Raw genomic sequence first — 16,990 nt, forward strand, 5'->3', positions numbered from 1 at the left:
CGGCTAGCGCAACGACACGCGCAGCCGCGACAGCGCACCGACGAAGAACACCGCGCCGATCACCGCCAGCGCCAGCAGCTGCGGCCAGACGATGGCGGCGTCGGCATTGCGGAACAGGATCGCCTGGGCCAGCTCGACGAAATGCGTGGTCGGCGCCACCAGCATGATGTTCTGCACCAGCTCCGGCATGCTCTCGCGTGGCGTCACCCCGCCGGAGAGGATCTGCAGAGGGATCAGCGTGAGGATCACCAGCAGGCCCAGCTGCGGCATGGAACGCGCCACCGTGCCGAAGAAGATGCCCATCGAGGTGGCGGCGAACAGGTGCAGCGCCGCACCGCCGGCAAACAGCCACAGCGAGCCCTGGATCGGGATATCGAGCCAGCCCTCGACGACGAAGCGCAGGGCGAACGCCGCTGCCGCCAGCACCACCAGACCCATCGCCCAGACCTTGCCGACCATGATCTCGAACGGCGTCACCGGCATCACCAGGAGGTGCTCGATGGTGCCGTGCTCGCGCTCGCGGATCAGCGCCGCGCCGGTGAGGATGATCGCAAGCATGGTGATCTGGTTGATCACCTCGTTCACCGCGCCGAACCAGGCGCGGCTGAGGTTGGGGTTGAATGCGGTGCGCACCACCGCTTCGACCGGCAGCGCGTCTTCGCTGCGGTAGCGGCGAACGAACTCGGCGGTCTCGCTGGCGATGATCTGCTGGATGTGCCCGGCGCCGGTGAACGCCTGGCTGACCTGGGTGGCATCGACGTTGAGCTGAATGGTCGGCTGGCGGCCGGCGAGCAGGTCCTCCTGGAAGCGCGGCGGGATGTTCAGGGTGAAGGTGTAGAGCCCATCGTCCATGCCGCTGTCCATCTCTTCGTGTGTGATGGCTTTCGGCTCGATGAAGTAGGGCAGCTGGAAGGCATTGACGATGCGCAGCGAAGCCTGCGAGCGGTCCTCGTCGACCACTGCGATGCTGGCCCGGTGCGGCGCCTCGGGAATAGCCGTGGCACCTTCGTAGATCGCCAGGGTGAACGAATAGATGATCAGCACCAGCATGGCCGGGTCACGGTAGAGGCTGCGCAGCTCCTTGAGGCCGAGCTGGAAGATGTTGCCGAGCTTGCGTCGCAGGCCGCCCATGTCATTTCTCCTGCTTGCGCAGGCCGGCGACGCTGAGCAGGGTCAGCAACGGAATGGCCAGCAGCATGGGAATGAAATAGGGATACAGCTCGGCCAGCCCGAGCGCCTTGGAGAATACCCCGCGGCTGATGATCAGGAAGTGGCTGGTCGGGTAGAGCTTGCCGATGAAGGCGCCGGCGCCCTCCATCGCCGAGACCGGGTGGATCAGTCCGGAGAACTGGATCGCCGGCAGCAGGGTGACGATGGTGGTGCCGAAGATCGCCGCGATCTGGCTGTTGAGGATCGATGACATCAGCAGCCCCAGGCCGGTCGCGCAGGTGACGTAGAGCAGCGCGCCGAGGCAGAGCGTGAGGATGCTGCCCTTGATCGGAATGCCGAAGACGAACACCGCCAGCAGCGCCAGGGTGGCGAAGTTGAACATCCCCAGCGCGATGTAGGGCAGCTGCTTGCCGACCAGGAATTCCAGGCGGGTGGTTGGCGTGACGTAGAAGTTGGTGATCGAGCCCAGTTCCTTTTCGCGCACCACGCCGAGGGCGGTGAGCATCGCCGGGATCATCATCAGCAGCAGCGGGATCATCGCCGGCGCCATGGCCGGCAGGCTCTGCACGTCAGGGTTGTAGCGGTAGCGGATGGCGACATCGGCCGGTGCCAGCTGACCTTCGACACCGGCCTCGCGGGCCAGCTGCTGCAGGTAGTTGAGGTGGATGCCCTGCACATAGCCCTTGATGGTGTCGGCGCGCATCGGCATGGCGCCATCGATCCAGAACGCGACTTGCGGCACGGCGCCTCGCTTGAGGTCGCGGCCGAAGTTCGGCGGAATCTCCACGGCCAGGCTGATGTCGTTGCTGCGCATGCGCTGGTCCAGCTCGGCATGGTTGGCCAGCGGCGCCTTCTCGATGAAGTAGCGCGAGCCGGCCATGTTCAGCAGGTAGTGCTGGCTGGTGGTGGTCTGGTCGCGGTCGAGCACGGCGTAGGTCAGGTTCTCGACGTCGAAGCTGACCCCGTAACCCATGATGAACATCAGCAGCACGCTGCCGAGCATTGCCAGCGTCGCGCGGATCGGGTCGCGGCGCAGCTCCATGGCTTCGCGGCGGGTGTAGCTGAGCAGACGACGCAGGCTGAAGCGGGCCTGGCGTCCGTTATTGCCTGTGGTTTGGGAGGGATTGCTCGGTGCGGCGGGCGGCGTTGCCGGCTGCTCCCCGGCATGTGCGGCGGCGGCTTCCTCCAGGTAGGCGATAAAGGTCTGTTCAAGCGTCGGCAGCCCGCGCTTGGCCATCAGCGCCTGCGGCGTGTCGCTGTCGAGTACCCGCCCGGCGTGCATCAGCGAGATGCGGTCGCAGCGCAGCGCTTCGTTCATGAAGTGGGTGGAGATGAAGATGGTCACGCCGTCTTCGCGCGACAGTTGCACCAGCAGCTCCCAAAAGCCGTCGCGGGCCACCGGATCGACACCCGAAGTGGGCTCGTCGAGAATCAGCATTTCCGGTGCGTGGATCACCGCCACCGCCAGCGACAGGCGCTGGCGCACGCCCAGCGGCAAGGCTTCAGGCAGGCTGTCGGCCTCCTCGACGAGCTCGAAGCGTTCGAGCATTTCCCGAATGCGCGGCTCACGGCGCTCGGCCGGCAGGTGGAACAGCCGAGCATGCAGGTCGAGGTTCTGCCGTACCGTCAATTCGCTGTACAGCGAGAAGGCCTGGGACATGTAGCCGACCCGCTGGCGGGTCTGCATGTCATGTGGATCCACCGGCTTGCCGAACAACAGGGCCTGCCCCTCGGTGGCCGGCAGCAGACCTGTGAGCATCTTCATGGTGGTGGTCTTGCCACAGCCGTTGGAACCGAGAAAGCCGAAGATCTCCCCGCGCTCGATGCGCAGATTCACGCGATCCACCGCAACGAAGTCGCCGAAGCGCATGGTCAGGTCGTGGGCTTCGATGGCGATGCTGTCGCTCGCCGGCTGCGGCGGGATGATCAGCTCGCGGTGCTGGCTGCGCTTGGCTTCCGGCAGCAGGCGGATGAAGGCCTGCTCCAGGGAGTCGCTGCCGGTGCGCGCCAGGAGTTCGGCCGGCGTGCCGGTGGCCAGCACCTGGCCGGCGTCCATCGCCACCAGATGGTCGAAGCGCTGCGCCTCGTCCATATAGGCAGTGGCCACCAGCACACTCATCTGCGGGCGTTCGCCACGGATGCGCTCGATCAGCTCCCAGAACTGCGCGCGCGACAGCGGGTCGACGCCGGTGGTGGGCTCGTCGAGGATCAGCAGGTCGGGGTCGTGGATCAGCGCGCAACAGAGGCCGAGCTTCTGCTTCATGCCACCGGAGAGCTTGCCCGCCGGGCGCTCGACGAAGGGCGCCAGGCCCGTGCTGCGGGTCAGCTCGGCGATGCGCCAGCGGCGCTCGGCGGCGTCCTGGCCGAACAGTCGGCCGAAGAACTCGAGGTTCTCGAACACCGTCAGCGTCGGGTAGAGGTTCTTGCCCAGGCCCTGGGGCATGTAGGCGATGCGCGGGCAGACCGCGCGGCGGTGGCCGGCATCGCCCATGTCGCCGTCGAGCACCTGCACATGGCCCTGCTGCAGCTTGCGCGCACCGGCGATCAGCGCCAGCAGGCTGGACTTGCCGACCCCGTCCGGGCCGATCAGGCCAACCATGCAGCGTGCCGGCAGGCTCAGGCTGAGGTCATCCAGCGCGCGGGTCTTGCCGTATTGCAGGCTGACGCCGCTGATTTCGGCGACCGGGGCAGATGACGGGTTCATCGGCCGACATTGATCTGCAGGTGGGCTGGCCATTCGGCATCCGCGTCCAGCTTGAGGTACGCGACGCCCGGCAGGCCGGTCTTGACCTGCTCCATGTGCTTTCTCAGCAAATCGGGATCGATCCGCGCCTTGACCCGGAACATCAGCTTCTCGCGCTCGCTCTCGGTTTCCACGGTTTTCGGTGTGAACTGCGCGACGCTGGCGACGTAGGTGATCCGGGCGGGAATCACGTACTGCGGTGCGGCATCGATCACCAGGCGCGCCTCCGAACCCATGGCGACACGGCCGGCCTGGCGCTCGGGCAGGAAGAAGGTCATGTAGACGTCGGCCAGGTCGACCAGATTGAGCAGCTTGCCGCCGGCGCCGAGCACCTCGCCCGGTTGCGCCACGCGGTACTGCACACGGGCCACGCGGTCGGTCTTCAGCTCGCTATCCGTGATGTCCGCCTGCAGACGCACCACGCTGGCCTGGGCTGCCTCCAGCGCCGACTGCGCCTCGATCACCTGCGACCTGGCAGCCGCGATACCGGCATCGGCGGACAGCACCTGGGCGCGCGAAGCGGCCAGCGCAGCCTGGGCGCTCTGCATGGCGGCGAGGTCGTCATCCAGCTGCTGGCGCGGCATGGCGTTACGGCCGACCAGCGTCTCGGTGCGCTGATGGCGCTTCTGCGCGGCGGTCAGTTCGGCGCGGCGCTGAAGGACCACGGCCTCGGCGGTGGCCTTCTCGCTCTCGCGCTGGGTAACCAGGGCCTGGGCGGTGAGGATGGCGTTCTCCGCCTGGCGTACCTGGGCGCGGGCCTGATTGAGCTGGGCCTCCAGCACTTCGGTATCCATACGCGCGATGACCTGACCGGGCTGGACGAAGTCGCCCTCGTCGACGCTGATCTCGCGGATGCGCCCGCCGAGCTTGGTCGCCACATCGATCTCGGTGGCCTCGATTCGGCCGTTGCCGCTGGCGAATCCGTCGCCCAGGCCATCCGTGCGCAGCTCCGACCAGGCCAGCAGGCCGATGACCACGAGCGCGACGAGTGCGAACAGCACCCGGCGAAGGGTTTTCTGGGCTGGGGCTTTCATGGGCGTTCCCTTATCGTGAAGCAATGTTGGCATTCTAAGCGATGAGCTGGGCGCTGGCGCTTAGCCTGAATCAATAAAACTGCTGTTTAGCGCGTTTACATGACCGTTTCGCCGGACTTCACTGCGCAGACTGGCTTTTTGCTACCTCGATCGTCCAGCGTTGCAACTGGCGGCTCAGTTCGTCGCTGGCCTGGCCGAAGGCCGCCACCACGCTTTCCAGCTGCGGGCCTGCGCTGGGCTGACGGATCTCGAAGCGGCGGCTGGCGAGGATGCGCTGATCGGTTGCCGAGGCCAGCTGAGCATCCAAGCGGACCAGTACCTGCGGCTGGCCATCGATGTATTCGCTCTGGAAGGCGCGCAGTTCGCTGAACAGCTCCAGCTCGGCGAACAGATTGCTGTCCTCGTTGCTCACCGCCACCGGCCCGCTCTGGCGGAACTGTTCGATCAGCCGGTCGCGCAGCAGGGTCGGCGCTGCATCGCTCCAGCGTGCGCCCTGATAGCTGCTGATCTGGTTGCCATCGGGCACCACGGCGATGCGCGGCCCGGCAAGGATGCGGCTGGCATGCGGGGTGTGGATGCGCAGTGCCTGCTGCAGTCGCTCCCCTTGCTGACCGGTCGCCTCAGCGGTGGGCAGCAGGTACACGCGGATCGGCTCGGCCTCGGGCAGCAGGGTGCAGGCCGCGAGCGTGCCGAGCACGCACGCGAGGGCGAGGGGGCGGAACAGCGCAAGGCGGCTCATGGGGTGAACTCCTGAATCTTTTCGCGGCCGAGCAGGAAGCCGCTGGGATTGTCTTCGAGGCGCTGGGTGACGCGACGCAGCGCGCCGAGGGTGCCGCGCAGCTCGTTGATCGCCGGGCCCAGCTCGCTGAAGCCCTGCAGGCCGTTGTTCAATGCGCCCTGGTTGCTCGACAGCAGCTCGTCCAGGCGCGACGTGGCGCGCTCCAGCGCGGCCATGGATTCGCCGGCGCTGCTCAGCAGCTGGCGCCCTTCGTCATCGATCAGGCCATTGGCGTTCTGCGTCAGCCGGGTGATCTCCGCCAGCGCGGTGTTGGTCTGTTGGCCCAGCTGGCTGAGCTGGGTCAGCGCTTCGCTCAAATCGCCACGCTGTTCGGCCAGCACGCTGGTGGCCTGCTCGAGATTGGCCAGGGTGCGGCCGATGCGCCCGGCATTGTCTTCTGAGAGCATCAGGTTAGCGCTGCGCAGCAGATTGTTGATGTTGGTCATCAGGTCTTCGCCGTTCTCCAGTAGCGCGCTCAGCGGCGACGGGTCCGCGACGATCAGCGGTGGCTCGCCGCGCTTGCCTTCCAGTGGCGGACTCTGCGGAGTGCCGCTGTGCAGCTGGATGATCATGCTGCCGGTGATGTTGGCCAGAGCCAGGCGGGCGCGGGTGTCCTGCTTGATTGGGGTGCCGGAATAGATGCGAATGCGTGCACGCACCTTGCGCGGGTCGTCCGGTTCGAGCCATAGCGCCTCGACGTCACCGACCTTGATACCGCTGTACTCCACCGCGCTGCCGTTGGACAGACCGCTGACCGCCCGATTGAAGCTGATTTCGTAATAGTTGTACTCGCGATCCATGCTCGACTTGCCCAGCCAGAGGGCGAACAGCAAGGCGCCACCGACCGCCAGTACGGTGAACAGACCGATCAGCACGTGATGGGCACGGGTTTCCATTTTCAGTTCTCCTGCAAGTCGGCAGCCTGTTGCGCCGCCCGGCCACGTGGGCCGTGGAAGTAGTCGCGGATCCAGGCGTCGTCGGTGGCTTCCACCACCTCCAGGCGATCGGCCACCAGCACGCGCTTGCGCGACAGCACCGCGACCCGGTCGCAGATGGTGTAGAGCGTATCCAGATCGTGCGTCACCAGAAATACGCTGAGGCCCAGCGCATCGCGCAGGGTCAGGATCAGCTGGTCGAAGGCTGCCGCGCCGATGGGGTCGAGGCCGGCGGTGGGTTCGTCGAGGAACAGCACCTCCGGGTCCAGCGCCAGCGCGCGGGCCAGGGCGGCGCGCTTGACCATGCCCCCGGACAGTTCGTCGGGATACTTGCACGCGGCATTGGCCGGGAGACCGGCCAGTGCCAGCTTCAGCCGCGCCAGGTGCTCGGCGTCGCGGCGCTCGAGCCCGGCGTGCTCGATCAGCGGCAGCGCGACGTTCTCCTGCAGGTTCAGCGAGGTGAACAGCGCGCCCCGCTGGAACAGTACGCCGAAACGTCGTTCCACCTGCGAGCGGCGCTCGGCCGACAGCTCCAGCAAATTCTCGCCGAATACCGTCACACTGCCGGCATTCGGCCGCCGCAGGCCGACGATGCTGCGCAGCAACACCGACTTGCCGGTGCCAGAGCCGCCGACCACGCCGAGAATCTCACCACGGCGGATGTCCAGGTCGAGATTCTCGTGCACGGTCTGGCTGCCAAAGCGATTGACCAGTCCGCGTACCTGAATCAGCGAGTCGTTGCTCGTCACCAACCCATCTCCATGAAGAACAGCGCGGCGATAGCATCCAGCAGGATCACCATGAAGATCGCCTGGACCACGCTGGAGGTGGTGTGCTCGCCCACCGACTGCGCGCTGCCGCTGACCTTGAAGCCTTCCAGGCAGCCGATCACCGCGATGACGAAGGCGAATACCGGCGCCTTGCCCAGCCCGACCAGAAAATGGCTGACGGCGATGTCGCGCGCCATGATGTTGAAGAACATCGTCGGCGAGATGTCCAGCGCCAGCACGCAGACCACCAGGCCGCCGGCGATGCCGCTGAGCATGCCGACGAAGGTCAGGATCGGCAGGGTGATCAGCATCGCCAGCACGCGCGGCAGCACCAATAGCTCGATCGGGCTGAGGCCGAGGGTGCGGATGGCGTCGACCTCCTCGTTGGACTTCATCGAGCCGATCTGCGCGGCGAAGGCGCTGGCGCTGCGTCCGGCGAGCAGGATCGCCGCCAGCAGCACGCCGAATTCGCGCAGGAAGGAAAAGCCCACCAGGTTGACGGTGTAGATGGTCGCGCCGAAGTCGGCGAGCACCGTCGCGCCAAGAAAGGCCACCACCGCGCCGACCAGAAAAGTCAGCAGCGCGACGATCGGCACCGCGTCCAGCCCGGTCTGCTCGATATGTACGGCCAGTGAGGTCAGCCGCCAGCGCCGCGGCCGCGGCAGCGTCAGCAGCAACGTCTGCAGGGTCAGGCCGATGAAGCCGAGCAGCGCGCGCTGCTGCTTCCACACCGCCGCGACCGTGCGGCCGATATGCGCCAGCACATAGCCGAATTCATAACCGCGTGGCGACTCGGCGGCATCCGGTTGGTCCAGGGCGGTGGCGACTGTGCGCAGCAGCGCCAGGCGTTCGGCTGGCAACTGCGGCGCCCAGGCTTCGATGGCGGCGATCCGCTCGGGGCCCAGCAGCTCCACCAGCAGGCCGGCGCCCGCCGTATCCAGCGCCCCGAGCCCGCTCAGCTCGATCTGGCTGCGCTCGTCGATTCGCGCCCTGAGCCGCTGCACCTCTCGGCGCAGTGCCGCGTAATGGGCGAGGGTCCAGTCACCGACGATGCGCGCCCGCAACGGCGAAGCCCCTTGATCGAGGGTCACCGAACCGGGAGACGAGGACAGGGTGGCGCTCATCTTCTGCAAACGGGTGCCTATGTCGGGCGATGGAGTCCTGATTGATGCTAGCAGGGTTCCGCCCGGCAAGACAGGACCGGGTGGCCCGTGGTCGGCAACAGGCGGCGCGCGTCGGCTGCTGATCCATGGACCACCATGGTGGCGTCAAAGTGCGCCGTTACGCTCGAGCCGGTAGCTGCTGATCGCCTCGTACACCGCCTTGCGCAGCCGGTTGATGCCGCCGATGGGGCGATGCTCCGGCAGTGCATGCCAGGGGTTGAAGCTGAGGTTGTCGCAGGCGAGGTTCTGCTCGGGGCTGTCGAAGTCCTGCGGCAGCAGGCGGATGTCAGCGACCGTCTCGAATGGCGCGATGGCTTCGTCCCACTCGATGCTGGTGTCCTCGATGGGCATGTAGTGCTCGGCGTTCTGCCGCTGCACCTGCAGGGCGAAGCAGGCGGGTATGCGGTCGAGGGACAGCTGTTGGTAGAGCGCGCTGCGCAGGAAGTTCGGCAGGTCGCGGTTCTGCTCGGGCAGTTGGTAGGTCGGGCAGTTTTCCGGCGTCGGGATAACCCGGTACTTGATGTTGTGCGGGCCGAGCTTGTATGGCGCCACCGAACTGTAGGTTGTCGCGACCGGGCTTTCCGGTGCCGGCGCCAGGGTCTGCAGTGCGATGAACAGGTGGCGCAGCTCCCAGCTGCGCGGATCGATGCTCGGGAAGAACGCCAGCGCCTTCTTGCCCTGCGCCTGGGCAGCGAAGTTGCTGCGATATTCGGCAACGTCACGGACGAAGAACACCGGGTGGTTGAACATCACGAAGTCCTGTTCGCCGGCATGGCGCGGGTCACGCGTGAGCTTTTCCCCTGGCACCTCGAGTAGCTTGATCGCCATGCCGCGGGCGTCCCGGATGCGGTCGAACTGCGGGTAGGCGTTGCCGTTGGATAGCCTCACCCAGGCCTGCCAGGTCTTGCCCGGCTCGCTGAAAACGCCTTGGCGCAGTGCGGGTTGCAGGTCGGCGCGCACACTGACTTCGGCGCGCACGCAACCGTGGGCCTTGGCATGGGCGTCGCGCAGCACGCGGGTATTCTCGCTGTGCTGTTCCACCACGGCGATGGCGTCGGCGATGATCGCCTGGGTGTCGGCCGCTTCGCTCGGGGAGACGACTTCTTCGCTGGAGACGGGGCCACGATGGGTGAGGTGAAAGTGCACGGCGGCAATCGCCCAGCCGGCCAGGCCCAGGGCGGTAATGGCAAGCAGCAGCCGGCCCAGCAGGCGGCCGATCCAGAGCCAGAGTCTTGTCAGCATGAGGCAGATCCTTGTGCGAAGGGCAGTTCAGGGGCAGCGTGGGCCGGGGTTGTGGGGACGCGCCGGCAGTTCCTCAAGGCGCGGTTCGAAGCGGGGGTCGCCGAGCACCTTGAGGTACTCGACCAGCGCCCAGCGCTCGTGCGGCGCCAATGCCCGGCCGATCACGCCATTGCCGCGACAGCCGGCGCGGAATTCATGACCGCGATTGCTGTTGCCGGTGATTGCGGTATTCAGCAGAAAGCCGCCGTCGAAGCGCTCGGTGCGAATGCCCAGGTGCTGCGGATCGTATTCGCGGCTGCCGACCCAGAACTGTTTCTGCCGTTCGGCCACCGGCGACAGCAGCTGGAACAGTGTCGGCACCGAGCCGTTGTGCAGGAAGGGCGGCGTCGCCCAGATGCCGTCCAGCGGGCGTGCCTTGTAGCCGCGCAGTTCCTGCACGCCGATGGGCAGGCCGAAGCCGTCGAATTCCGCGCGCTCGGCCTCGCCGATGCCGGCGTCACGGTAGGCGCGCTCCTCGACGTAGGCGGTGATATAGGCCAGCCCCTTGGCGCTGGACAGGCTGGCGAGATCGAGCGGGCCGGATGACGCGCCATACAGCTGCACATCCAGGCGATCCAGCTCATCCTGGGTCCAGCCCAGGCGGGTCAGGTCGAAGCGGTGGTCGGCAATATTGTCGGCTGTGGTCGGATCGGTACCGACGAAGGAGGTGGGGATCACCTTCATGCGCCACTCGGGGTCGCGTTCGGCAGCGAAACGCTTGTCGACCGGCTTGGGCCTGGCGTCGTGGCAATGCGCACAGTTTTCCTTGTACAGCGCGCGACCGAGGCTGGCCTGCTCTAGATCGATCGCGCCCAGCACGTCTTCGGGCCAGCGAGGCGGGGTCAGCTGCATGAGCGTGGTTTCCAGCCTGTGCAGGTCGCGTACGCGAACGCCCGATGCGTAGCGCTCGGCTTCGGCGACGGGCTGGCCGTTCTCGTGCAGCAGACGCAGTGTGGCGCCAACACCCAGCGCCTCGCCGATATTGCGTGCCATCGGCTGCATGGCCGAGCCGTTCCACTGCACCCAGTCGAACTTCCAGATATCCCACAGATGCGGGTAGCTCACCGGCGCGTTGGCCACGCGGTAGTTCGCCGGATCGATGGCATCGCCGAACACGCTGTTGGCGATGCGACCGAACGCATCGGTACGGCCGAAGCCTTCTTCGGTGGGGTAGAGCCCGCGGTGCCAGTCGTTGTAGGCGGTGCCGAGCAGACGGTCGAGCACCTGCTTGAAGTCGTGGCGCAACTGCGCGCGGTCCTGCTCGTAGCGCTCGCCCAGCACCTGCTCGGCGAAGCGACGGAACTTGAGCGGGTTGTAATAGGTGAAGGCCATGCTCATGCCCAGCGCCTGGCCAAAGGCGCCCCCGCGCAGGGTCGGCACGGTGGAGGCCAGCGAATGCATCGCCGCGCCACCGTCGATACGAATGGCCTGCCCCCCGTAGCGCAACTCGCCGGTGTGGCAGGCCGCGCAGGTCACATCCAGATAGGCGCGACCGGTCTCATCATCCTCGTGGCGGGCGAAGCCGACCGGCAGGTTGCCGGGGTTCAGCGCAGTGGCTTGTTGCGCGGGATCGACCAGAAAGCCGAAGCGGGCAAGGTAGTCGGGCGTGGCGAACTTATCCCGGCTGAAGGGCAGTTCCAGCGCACGGAACCAGTCGTACTCCAGCCCCTTAACCTGAGTGCCCTGCGGCGTGTAGTAGTAGGTCTGTCGCTGCGTGGCGTCCCACTGCTCCAGATAATGCAGCGCTTCGGGCGCTTCATACTCTGGAAGGTTCGGGTAGGCCACAAAATACAGCCCGACCCCCGCAGCCAGCACGGCCAACAACAAGACAGCCCCCAGGGCTCGGCGCAGCAATCGCATCGGTACATCCTTGTAGCGTCATGGCGAGTGCGCGTTTATGGCAGGGTTGTGGGTTGATGGCAATACGACGGCATTCTTTTTGCGTGACGGACACTAGTGTCGGTACGGCCCACCCCGCACTTTGCTAGCTCGAGCGAAGCCTATGCTCGGTTATTTCCAGAGCCCTTATATGTCAGGTGCAATGTGTTTCAGATAGTCCGCCCTGTCATTACTCATTCTGGCGACACAATTATCAATCGTTACTTGGTACGCCTCTGCGGCCTCCTCTATTTCAAAGGCTTCAAGCTTGCAATCTGCGTCTCGCAGATCAATCCACTCTCGCTGCGCCGTCTTTAATAGGGAAACGTATTGGTCTGCTAGCAACGGTGAATTTTGATACTGAAGTCTGATTCGATTCAAGGTAGCCTTGTACGATGAATTAAGAAGGTTGTCTGATTGCTCTTTATTGTACTGTGCGCACAGGGCTATTTGAGAAGAGGCTTCAATCTCTTCGCATGGATCATTAACATCATTACTTAATGCTGTGCGCACAAATATTAGTAAAAAAAATAGCGTTATTTTCTGGGTATTGAGCATTTAGTTATTCCTGAGGTAACGAGCTCTGTTTCGCCCTGGCTCATACTGCCTGATGGCTGGCGTATTTTCTATGTAGCGTATCAGCTCGGCTTTATCATTCCTCATTCCAGCCTTCATCGGGTTGGGCCCCTTTGTAAAGCCTTGATAGACGAAGTCTACCAGTACATCTCTGATGGCCTGATCTAGGGCGCTCCAATCGGTTCTATCAGGTTCGCGCGCAGTCCATTGGTCATAGTTCCTGATAGCACGATCTACGTAGTTCGGATAGACAATGTTGAAAAGGAGTATTTCTTGCTCGGGGCTTATTTGTCCAATGGATGCTTTGTTCTCTCTAACAAATTGCTGGGCGATTAGGCCTTTCTTTCCGTGCGCCTGAGCAATCTTAGTTGCTTGGTCATGCGCAATTCCGGCGCTTGTCATGTGAGCGTAGATTTCTATTTCGGATCGGGAGCCCATATCATAACCACGACCAAGAGTGACGCCCGATAGATCGTTTCCAGGCCAGTGAACGACCCGGCTGAAGAACGGAGAGGTGGGGATATTATTCCCTTCGGCATCAAACGTTATTCTCCCTTCGCTAATCGTGGGGCGGGCACGCGCTACAGTGCTGAATATGCCGATAAGGGCAAGTGGTTGAAAGTGCCAAGCTTTCCCATCTGCGCTGATAGAGTGGCGCCCGGCGATATCGCCCCACCAGCTCAGAGTTTTGATGCGGTTCTTCTCTTCGGCCCAATCCTGATTGGGATCATCGAAGCTGTGGCCCATCAGCTCATTGAGTTCGTCCCAACGCGCCGCATTCCAAAACCACTCACTTTCATGGCGCGTGATGAGTTGTGAGATGGATTGGGCGTGCCTGGACTTGCCCCTATCAAACCGGACACCACAACCCTGTTAAGTTGATGTTACGGCCAACCGCCTGAACTCCCGAGGCGAGCGGTACTTCAGTGCGCTGTGCGGATGCTCTTCGTTGTAATGCTCAAAAGCAATCGCCAGGTTGCGTAGCGCTGTCTGGCGATCCGGCCGTGGCATATGGGCGATGTAATCACGCTTCATCGTCTTCACAAAGCTCTCGGCCATGCCGTTGCTCTGCGGGCTGCACACTGGCGTGGTCAGCGGTATCAAGCCGATTTCGCGAGCAAAGGCGCGCGTCTGTTCGGCGGTGTACGCCGAGCCGTTATCGCTCAGCCACTGAATCTGAGTGACAGGCAGTGCCTGTTCAAAACGTTTCTCGATGGCTTCAAGCATGACGTCACGGACGTCATCACCGCTGTAGCCACTCGGGCTGGCTACCCAGCTGATAGCCTCGCGGTCGCAGCAGTCCAAGGCAAAGGTCACACGCAGCTTGGCGCCATCGTCACAACGAAATTCAAAACCGTCCGAGCACCAACGGGTATTACTCTCGCTCACTGCCACTCGGCCTTCATGACGACGAGCCACACCGGGCTGCTTGCGGCGTTTCTCCAGCAGCAGGTCATGGTCGCGCATGACCCGATAAACCCGTTTCACATTGACCACCGGTTCGGCCTGCCTACGTAGAAGCGCCCAGACCCGGCGGTAGCCATAGCTGGGCAAGTCGGAGATTGAGGCCTTGATCCGCTCCACCAGAGCCGTATCGTCAGGGATACGCCGACGACGGGCTCCTCTGTCTTCTTTGGCCTGCTTGATTCGAGCCGTCAGTTGCGAGCGCGACACACCGAGACTTTCGCTGACCAGCTTCACTGGTCGTCCCCCGGCAACAAGGGTGAGTGCGCAATCCATTTTCGCGAACGGGCGATCTCCACAGCTTCCTTGAGCACCTCCGCTTCCATAGTCTTCTTGCCCAGCATTCGTTGCAGTTCGCGGATTTGCTTCATCGCATCGGCCAGCTCCGAAGCCGGAACTACGGCCTCTCCGGCGCTCACTGCCGACAGGCTGCCATCCTGATAGAGCTTGCGCCAATGAAACAGCTGGTTGGGGTTGATGCCGTGGCGTCGGGCGACCACTGAGACGCTGTGCCCGGGCTCAAGGCTCTCGCGCACCATGGTGAGCTTCTCCTCGACGCTCCAGCGGCGACGCCGCTCCTGGCCGAGTACTTCGATATGTCTGTCTTTGCTGGTAGTCATAAACACGACCGTTTGCCTATCCCTTATGGTAAGGGGGAAACGGTGTCCGGTGTTTCAGGGGGCTCGTTCAGTGCCAAGGCTTTTCTAGCGCCGATTGAATTTCTTGTGAGGTCATTTTGCCGTCGCGGTCGGTGTCGATGATGTCGTAGAGACGGCTGCGTACCGGGCCTTTATCGGCCTGGTCGATAGCGCCCTGGTAGCTGGCTTTCTCATGGTCGGACAGGCGAAGCGCCGCGTTGAGGTGGTAGGCGAGTCCTGAGCTCGGCGGATCGGTGTCCTCAAGGCACTCGAAGCCCTCCCATTCCCAAGGACTGTGGCGGGTAGTGATCAGCTCCTGTTCCGATAGCCAGCCGCTGATGATCCGGCCTTCCGTATCGGCTAACAGGTCATCAAGTCGCCACCAAATGATCTCGGGCGAGGGCCCGATTGCTGTGTTGCTGGTGGGTATCTTGATCTTGAACTGGTCTGGAAGCGCGTCCAGCAGATGTTGCGGGAGGATCAGATCGACGCTGATCTCGCGTCCCTCATCGCTTAGCCTTGGCGGGTTTCCACTATTGATGTCGCTCCGATGACGGATCAACTTGCTGGCCCCCGCATGGATCTTCAGCAAGCTCTTTTCCTGCGCCGGCAGGTTATATGCCCACTTGCGGCTTTCGCTTATAAACGATGGCACGTCCTCACAACTGAAGACCTCTAGATGCAACAGTTCCTGAGCGGAATCCTCGCTCTGATTCTGGAGCTTGCCTAGATGGCCGATCAGATCACCGGCTTTGATGGGCACGGGTGGATCAAGGAGCACTACGGAGCCCAGCGCCTTGGGTTTGGATTGGGCGGTCAAAAAGGAAGAAGAGACATAGCCAGGCGTAGTCCCGTCTGGCTGTCGCATTAGCGCCGGTTCGTAGTTGCCGCTAATTACCTGTTCGAGCTTGAGAAATGCACCTTCGCCTGACGCGCGGATCTGGGCGCCTTTACTAAGCTTGCCCACGACAGGTGAATTACTTCGGGCTTCGGCTCTAACGTTGAGCTCGCCATTGCTGGTGCTAACGGTATAAATGCCTGAAGCCCAGAATGAAGGTCGCTCCAGCTTCGCGTCTTGGCCATAGTCTTTCCAGCACTTGAGGTGCATGTACAGGCTGAAGATTGTCAGCGCGGGTGGATTTGCTTTTGAGCCACCCTCAGTAATGGAGGTTTTGGCTTGAAGCGTATGTTTGACCAGCACGAAACCCGTTGAAAACGGAGCTCGTATCTGAAGCGGCGGTTTGCTGTTGTAGGTGCTGATGGGATATTCGTCGTCGATCCGATAGGCGACCACTTCGCCATGGGTGATGCAGTTGACGCGGCTCTGATCGAAGGTGCGGGATGTGCCGCTGTCGAAGTGGATGCCGCCATGCCACAGCCCGTTTCCGCCGATGGGGTAGAACCCTGCCTGGGCTTTGCATAGTGCGCTCAGCGACTGCAATGAATGGCCTTCCAAGGGTGTGCAGGGGTAGCACCAGTCTCCCTTGGTTCAGTGCCGTTTTCGGTGCCACTAGCCACGGTTTTCGGTGTTTCCTCATCCGGACTCAAAGTGCCCTCGATTATGTCCGCGATATAGCGCCTGAAAACACTTTCCTCGAGTTCGGCGTGAACGTGGATGGCATAGCGCTGCCCGCCCATCCTGTCCGTTCCGGCTTGAAGGCCAACATGCTGACCGTATGTAACCGCATCGCCATCGTTGACTTTGAATGCCGGATGAAGATGCAGGATCTGCCCGAGCAGCTGCCCATTGCTCGGGGCGTCATAAATCTGCAGCGTGCCGTAAGGCCTGTTGGTCTTGGCATAGCCGGCCAACGGGCTGGGAACAGGGACGGATTGGTTGCTGCCATCGACGAGCAACACGAAATCCTTCTTGATGAGCGTGCGGCCACCGACATAGCGCACCTCTTCGAGCTGTCCGTTGATGGTCTCGTATTCTCGGTTTGGCTCACGCCCTGCAGAAGGGTGATGTTTGGCGAGATCTTCGTAGCGGAACACCTCCTCGACGCGGTTTCCGACACTTTCAACAATTTTGTAGCGACGTCCTGTCATATTCTCTCCTAGGTTGTAGTTGTGCCGTTAAAGGCCACAAGCTGCCCCGAAGACCTTATAGATATCCGTTTTGCCTTGTACTTCAAAGGCGAGGTCAACGTGCCGGTCGTCCGACTCGTTGTACTCCGAATGATTGAACTGGCGGACTATGGCCAGGGTGGCAGTCATGCCATCAGCCGCATAGGCCGTACTGGTTTCAGACATGTCGGTCTGTTGCAGTTGCTGAATGGTACCGGCAGTTTTCAAGAACAACTTTTCATCTATCTCGACAGCAATTGGCAGGGCGTCACGAATGGGCCGATAGTGGTCATCGGCTGGAACCAGTGCGCAGCGATAGTTCTCGATACCGTCTGTTTCCTGATACCGAGTGAGGGCTTCCTGATAAGTGAGGGGTTCGAGCTCGAGCGCGAAGCAGCCAACCAGATACCCGCAGGACAGGACGAACAGGAGAACCTGGCGTGCAGAGCGGTAAAAGGGGCGACGGTACTTGAAGTTGATAGTCATCGTTTGG

The 16,990-nt window shown here is 63.0% G+C and carries 15 protein-coding genes; all 15 read right to left on the bottom strand.

The genetic code is table 11. The annotated features are described in order from the left end of the window. Positions 1 to 3: 3 nt before the first annotated feature. Positions 4 to 1,131: an ABC transporter permease gene (locus PSTAB_RS00470; protein WP_013981247.1), complete on the bottom strand. Its 1,128-nt coding sequence runs from the start codon at positions 1,129 to 1,131 to the stop codon at positions 4 to 6. A 1-nt stretch (position 1,132) separates the two neighbouring features. After that, positions 1,133 to 3,874, bottom strand: coding sequence for a ribosome-associated ATPase/putative transporter RbbA (gene rbbA / locus PSTAB_RS00475; RefSeq protein ID WP_013981248.1), 2,742 nt, complete (start codon positions 3,872 to 3,874; stop codon positions 1,133 to 1,135). Beyond that, positions 3,871 to 4,947, bottom strand: a complete 1,077-nt coding sequence (locus PSTAB_RS00480; protein ID WP_013981249.1) for an HlyD family secretion protein — start codon at positions 4,945 to 4,947, stop codon at positions 3,871 to 3,873. The genes rbbA and PSTAB_RS00480 overlap by 4 nt, the downstream gene beginning before the upstream one ends. 118 nt (positions 4,948 to 5,065) lie before the next feature. Then, on the bottom strand, positions 5,066 to 5,686 hold the full coding sequence (locus PSTAB_RS00485) for an ABC-type transport auxiliary lipoprotein family protein (protein WP_011911338.1): 621 nt from the start codon (positions 5,684 to 5,686) through the stop codon (positions 5,066 to 5,068). After that, positions 5,683 to 6,621, bottom strand: a complete 939-nt coding sequence (locus PSTAB_RS00490; RefSeq protein ID WP_013981250.1) for an MlaD family protein — start codon at positions 6,619 to 6,621, stop codon at positions 5,683 to 5,685. Before PSTAB_RS00490 ends, PSTAB_RS00485 begins: the two co-directional genes overlap by 4 nt. A 2-nt stretch (positions 6,622 to 6,623) precedes the next feature. Continuing rightward, on the bottom strand, positions 6,624 to 7,409 hold the full coding sequence (locus tag PSTAB_RS00495; protein ID WP_013981251.1) for an ABC transporter ATP-binding protein: 786 nt from the start codon (positions 7,407 to 7,409) through the stop codon (positions 6,624 to 6,626). Further along, the gene (locus tag PSTAB_RS00500) at positions 7,406 to 8,554 is read right to left on the bottom strand and encodes an ABC transporter permease (RefSeq protein WP_041771606.1); all 1,149 of its coding nucleotides are present in this window, start codon (positions 8,552 to 8,554) and stop codon (positions 7,406 to 7,408) included. The genes PSTAB_RS00495 and PSTAB_RS00500 overlap by 4 nt, the downstream gene beginning before the upstream one ends. A 144-nt stretch (positions 8,555 to 8,698) precedes the next feature. Next, the gene (locus PSTAB_RS00505; protein WP_013981253.1) at positions 8,699 to 9,835 is read right to left on the bottom strand and encodes a catalase family protein; all 1,137 of its coding nucleotides are present in this window, start codon (positions 9,833 to 9,835) and stop codon (positions 8,699 to 8,701) included. 27 nt (positions 9,836 to 9,862) lie between these two features. Next, complete coding sequence (locus PSTAB_RS00510) at positions 9,863 to 11,734, bottom strand: di-heme-cytochrome C peroxidase (protein WP_013981254.1); 1,872 nt, start codon at positions 11,732 to 11,734, stop codon at positions 9,863 to 9,865. 165 nt (positions 11,735 to 11,899) lie between these two features. Continuing rightward, positions 11,900 to 12,310: a lysozyme inhibitor LprI family protein gene (locus tag PSTAB_RS00515; protein ID WP_041771607.1), complete on the bottom strand. Its 411-nt coding sequence runs from the start codon at positions 12,308 to 12,310 to the stop codon at positions 11,900 to 11,902. Then, positions 12,311 to 13,075: a pesticin C-terminus-like muramidase gene (locus tag PSTAB_RS00520; RefSeq protein ID WP_049790716.1), complete on the bottom strand. Its 765-nt coding sequence runs from the start codon at positions 13,073 to 13,075 to the stop codon at positions 12,311 to 12,313. A gap of 126 nt (positions 13,076 to 13,201) precedes the next feature. Further along, a protein-coding gene (locus PSTAB_RS21025; protein ID WP_418080429.1) for an IS3 family transposase occupies positions 13,202 to 14,412 on the bottom strand; the annotation gives its coding sequence in 2 pieces (ribosomal slippage) (positions 13,202 to 14,067 and positions 14,067 to 14,412; 1,212 coding nt in all). A 67-nt stretch (positions 14,413 to 14,479) separates the two neighbouring features. Beyond that, the gene (locus PSTAB_RS00535; RefSeq protein WP_013981257.1) at positions 14,480 to 15,871 is read right to left on the bottom strand and encodes an SH3 domain-containing protein; all 1,392 of its coding nucleotides are present in this window, start codon (positions 15,869 to 15,871) and stop codon (positions 14,480 to 14,482) included. Then, positions 15,859 to 16,479, bottom strand: coding sequence for a hypothetical protein (locus PSTAB_RS21860; RefSeq protein WP_013981258.1), 621 nt, complete (start codon positions 16,477 to 16,479; stop codon positions 15,859 to 15,861). The genes PSTAB_RS00535 and PSTAB_RS21860 overlap by 13 nt, the downstream gene beginning before the upstream one ends. Positions 16,480 to 16,506: 27 nt before the next feature. Continuing rightward, entirely contained in the window at positions 16,507 to 16,983 is a 477-nt protein-coding gene (locus PSTAB_RS00545) for a hypothetical protein (RefSeq protein ID WP_013981259.1), read from the bottom strand. Positions 16,984 to 16,990: the final 7 nt, after the last annotated feature.

Source organism: Stutzerimonas stutzeri (assembly GCF_000219605.1).
Classification (GTDB): Bacteria; Pseudomonadota; Gammaproteobacteria; order Pseudomonadales; family Pseudomonadaceae; genus Stutzerimonas; species Stutzerimonas stutzeri.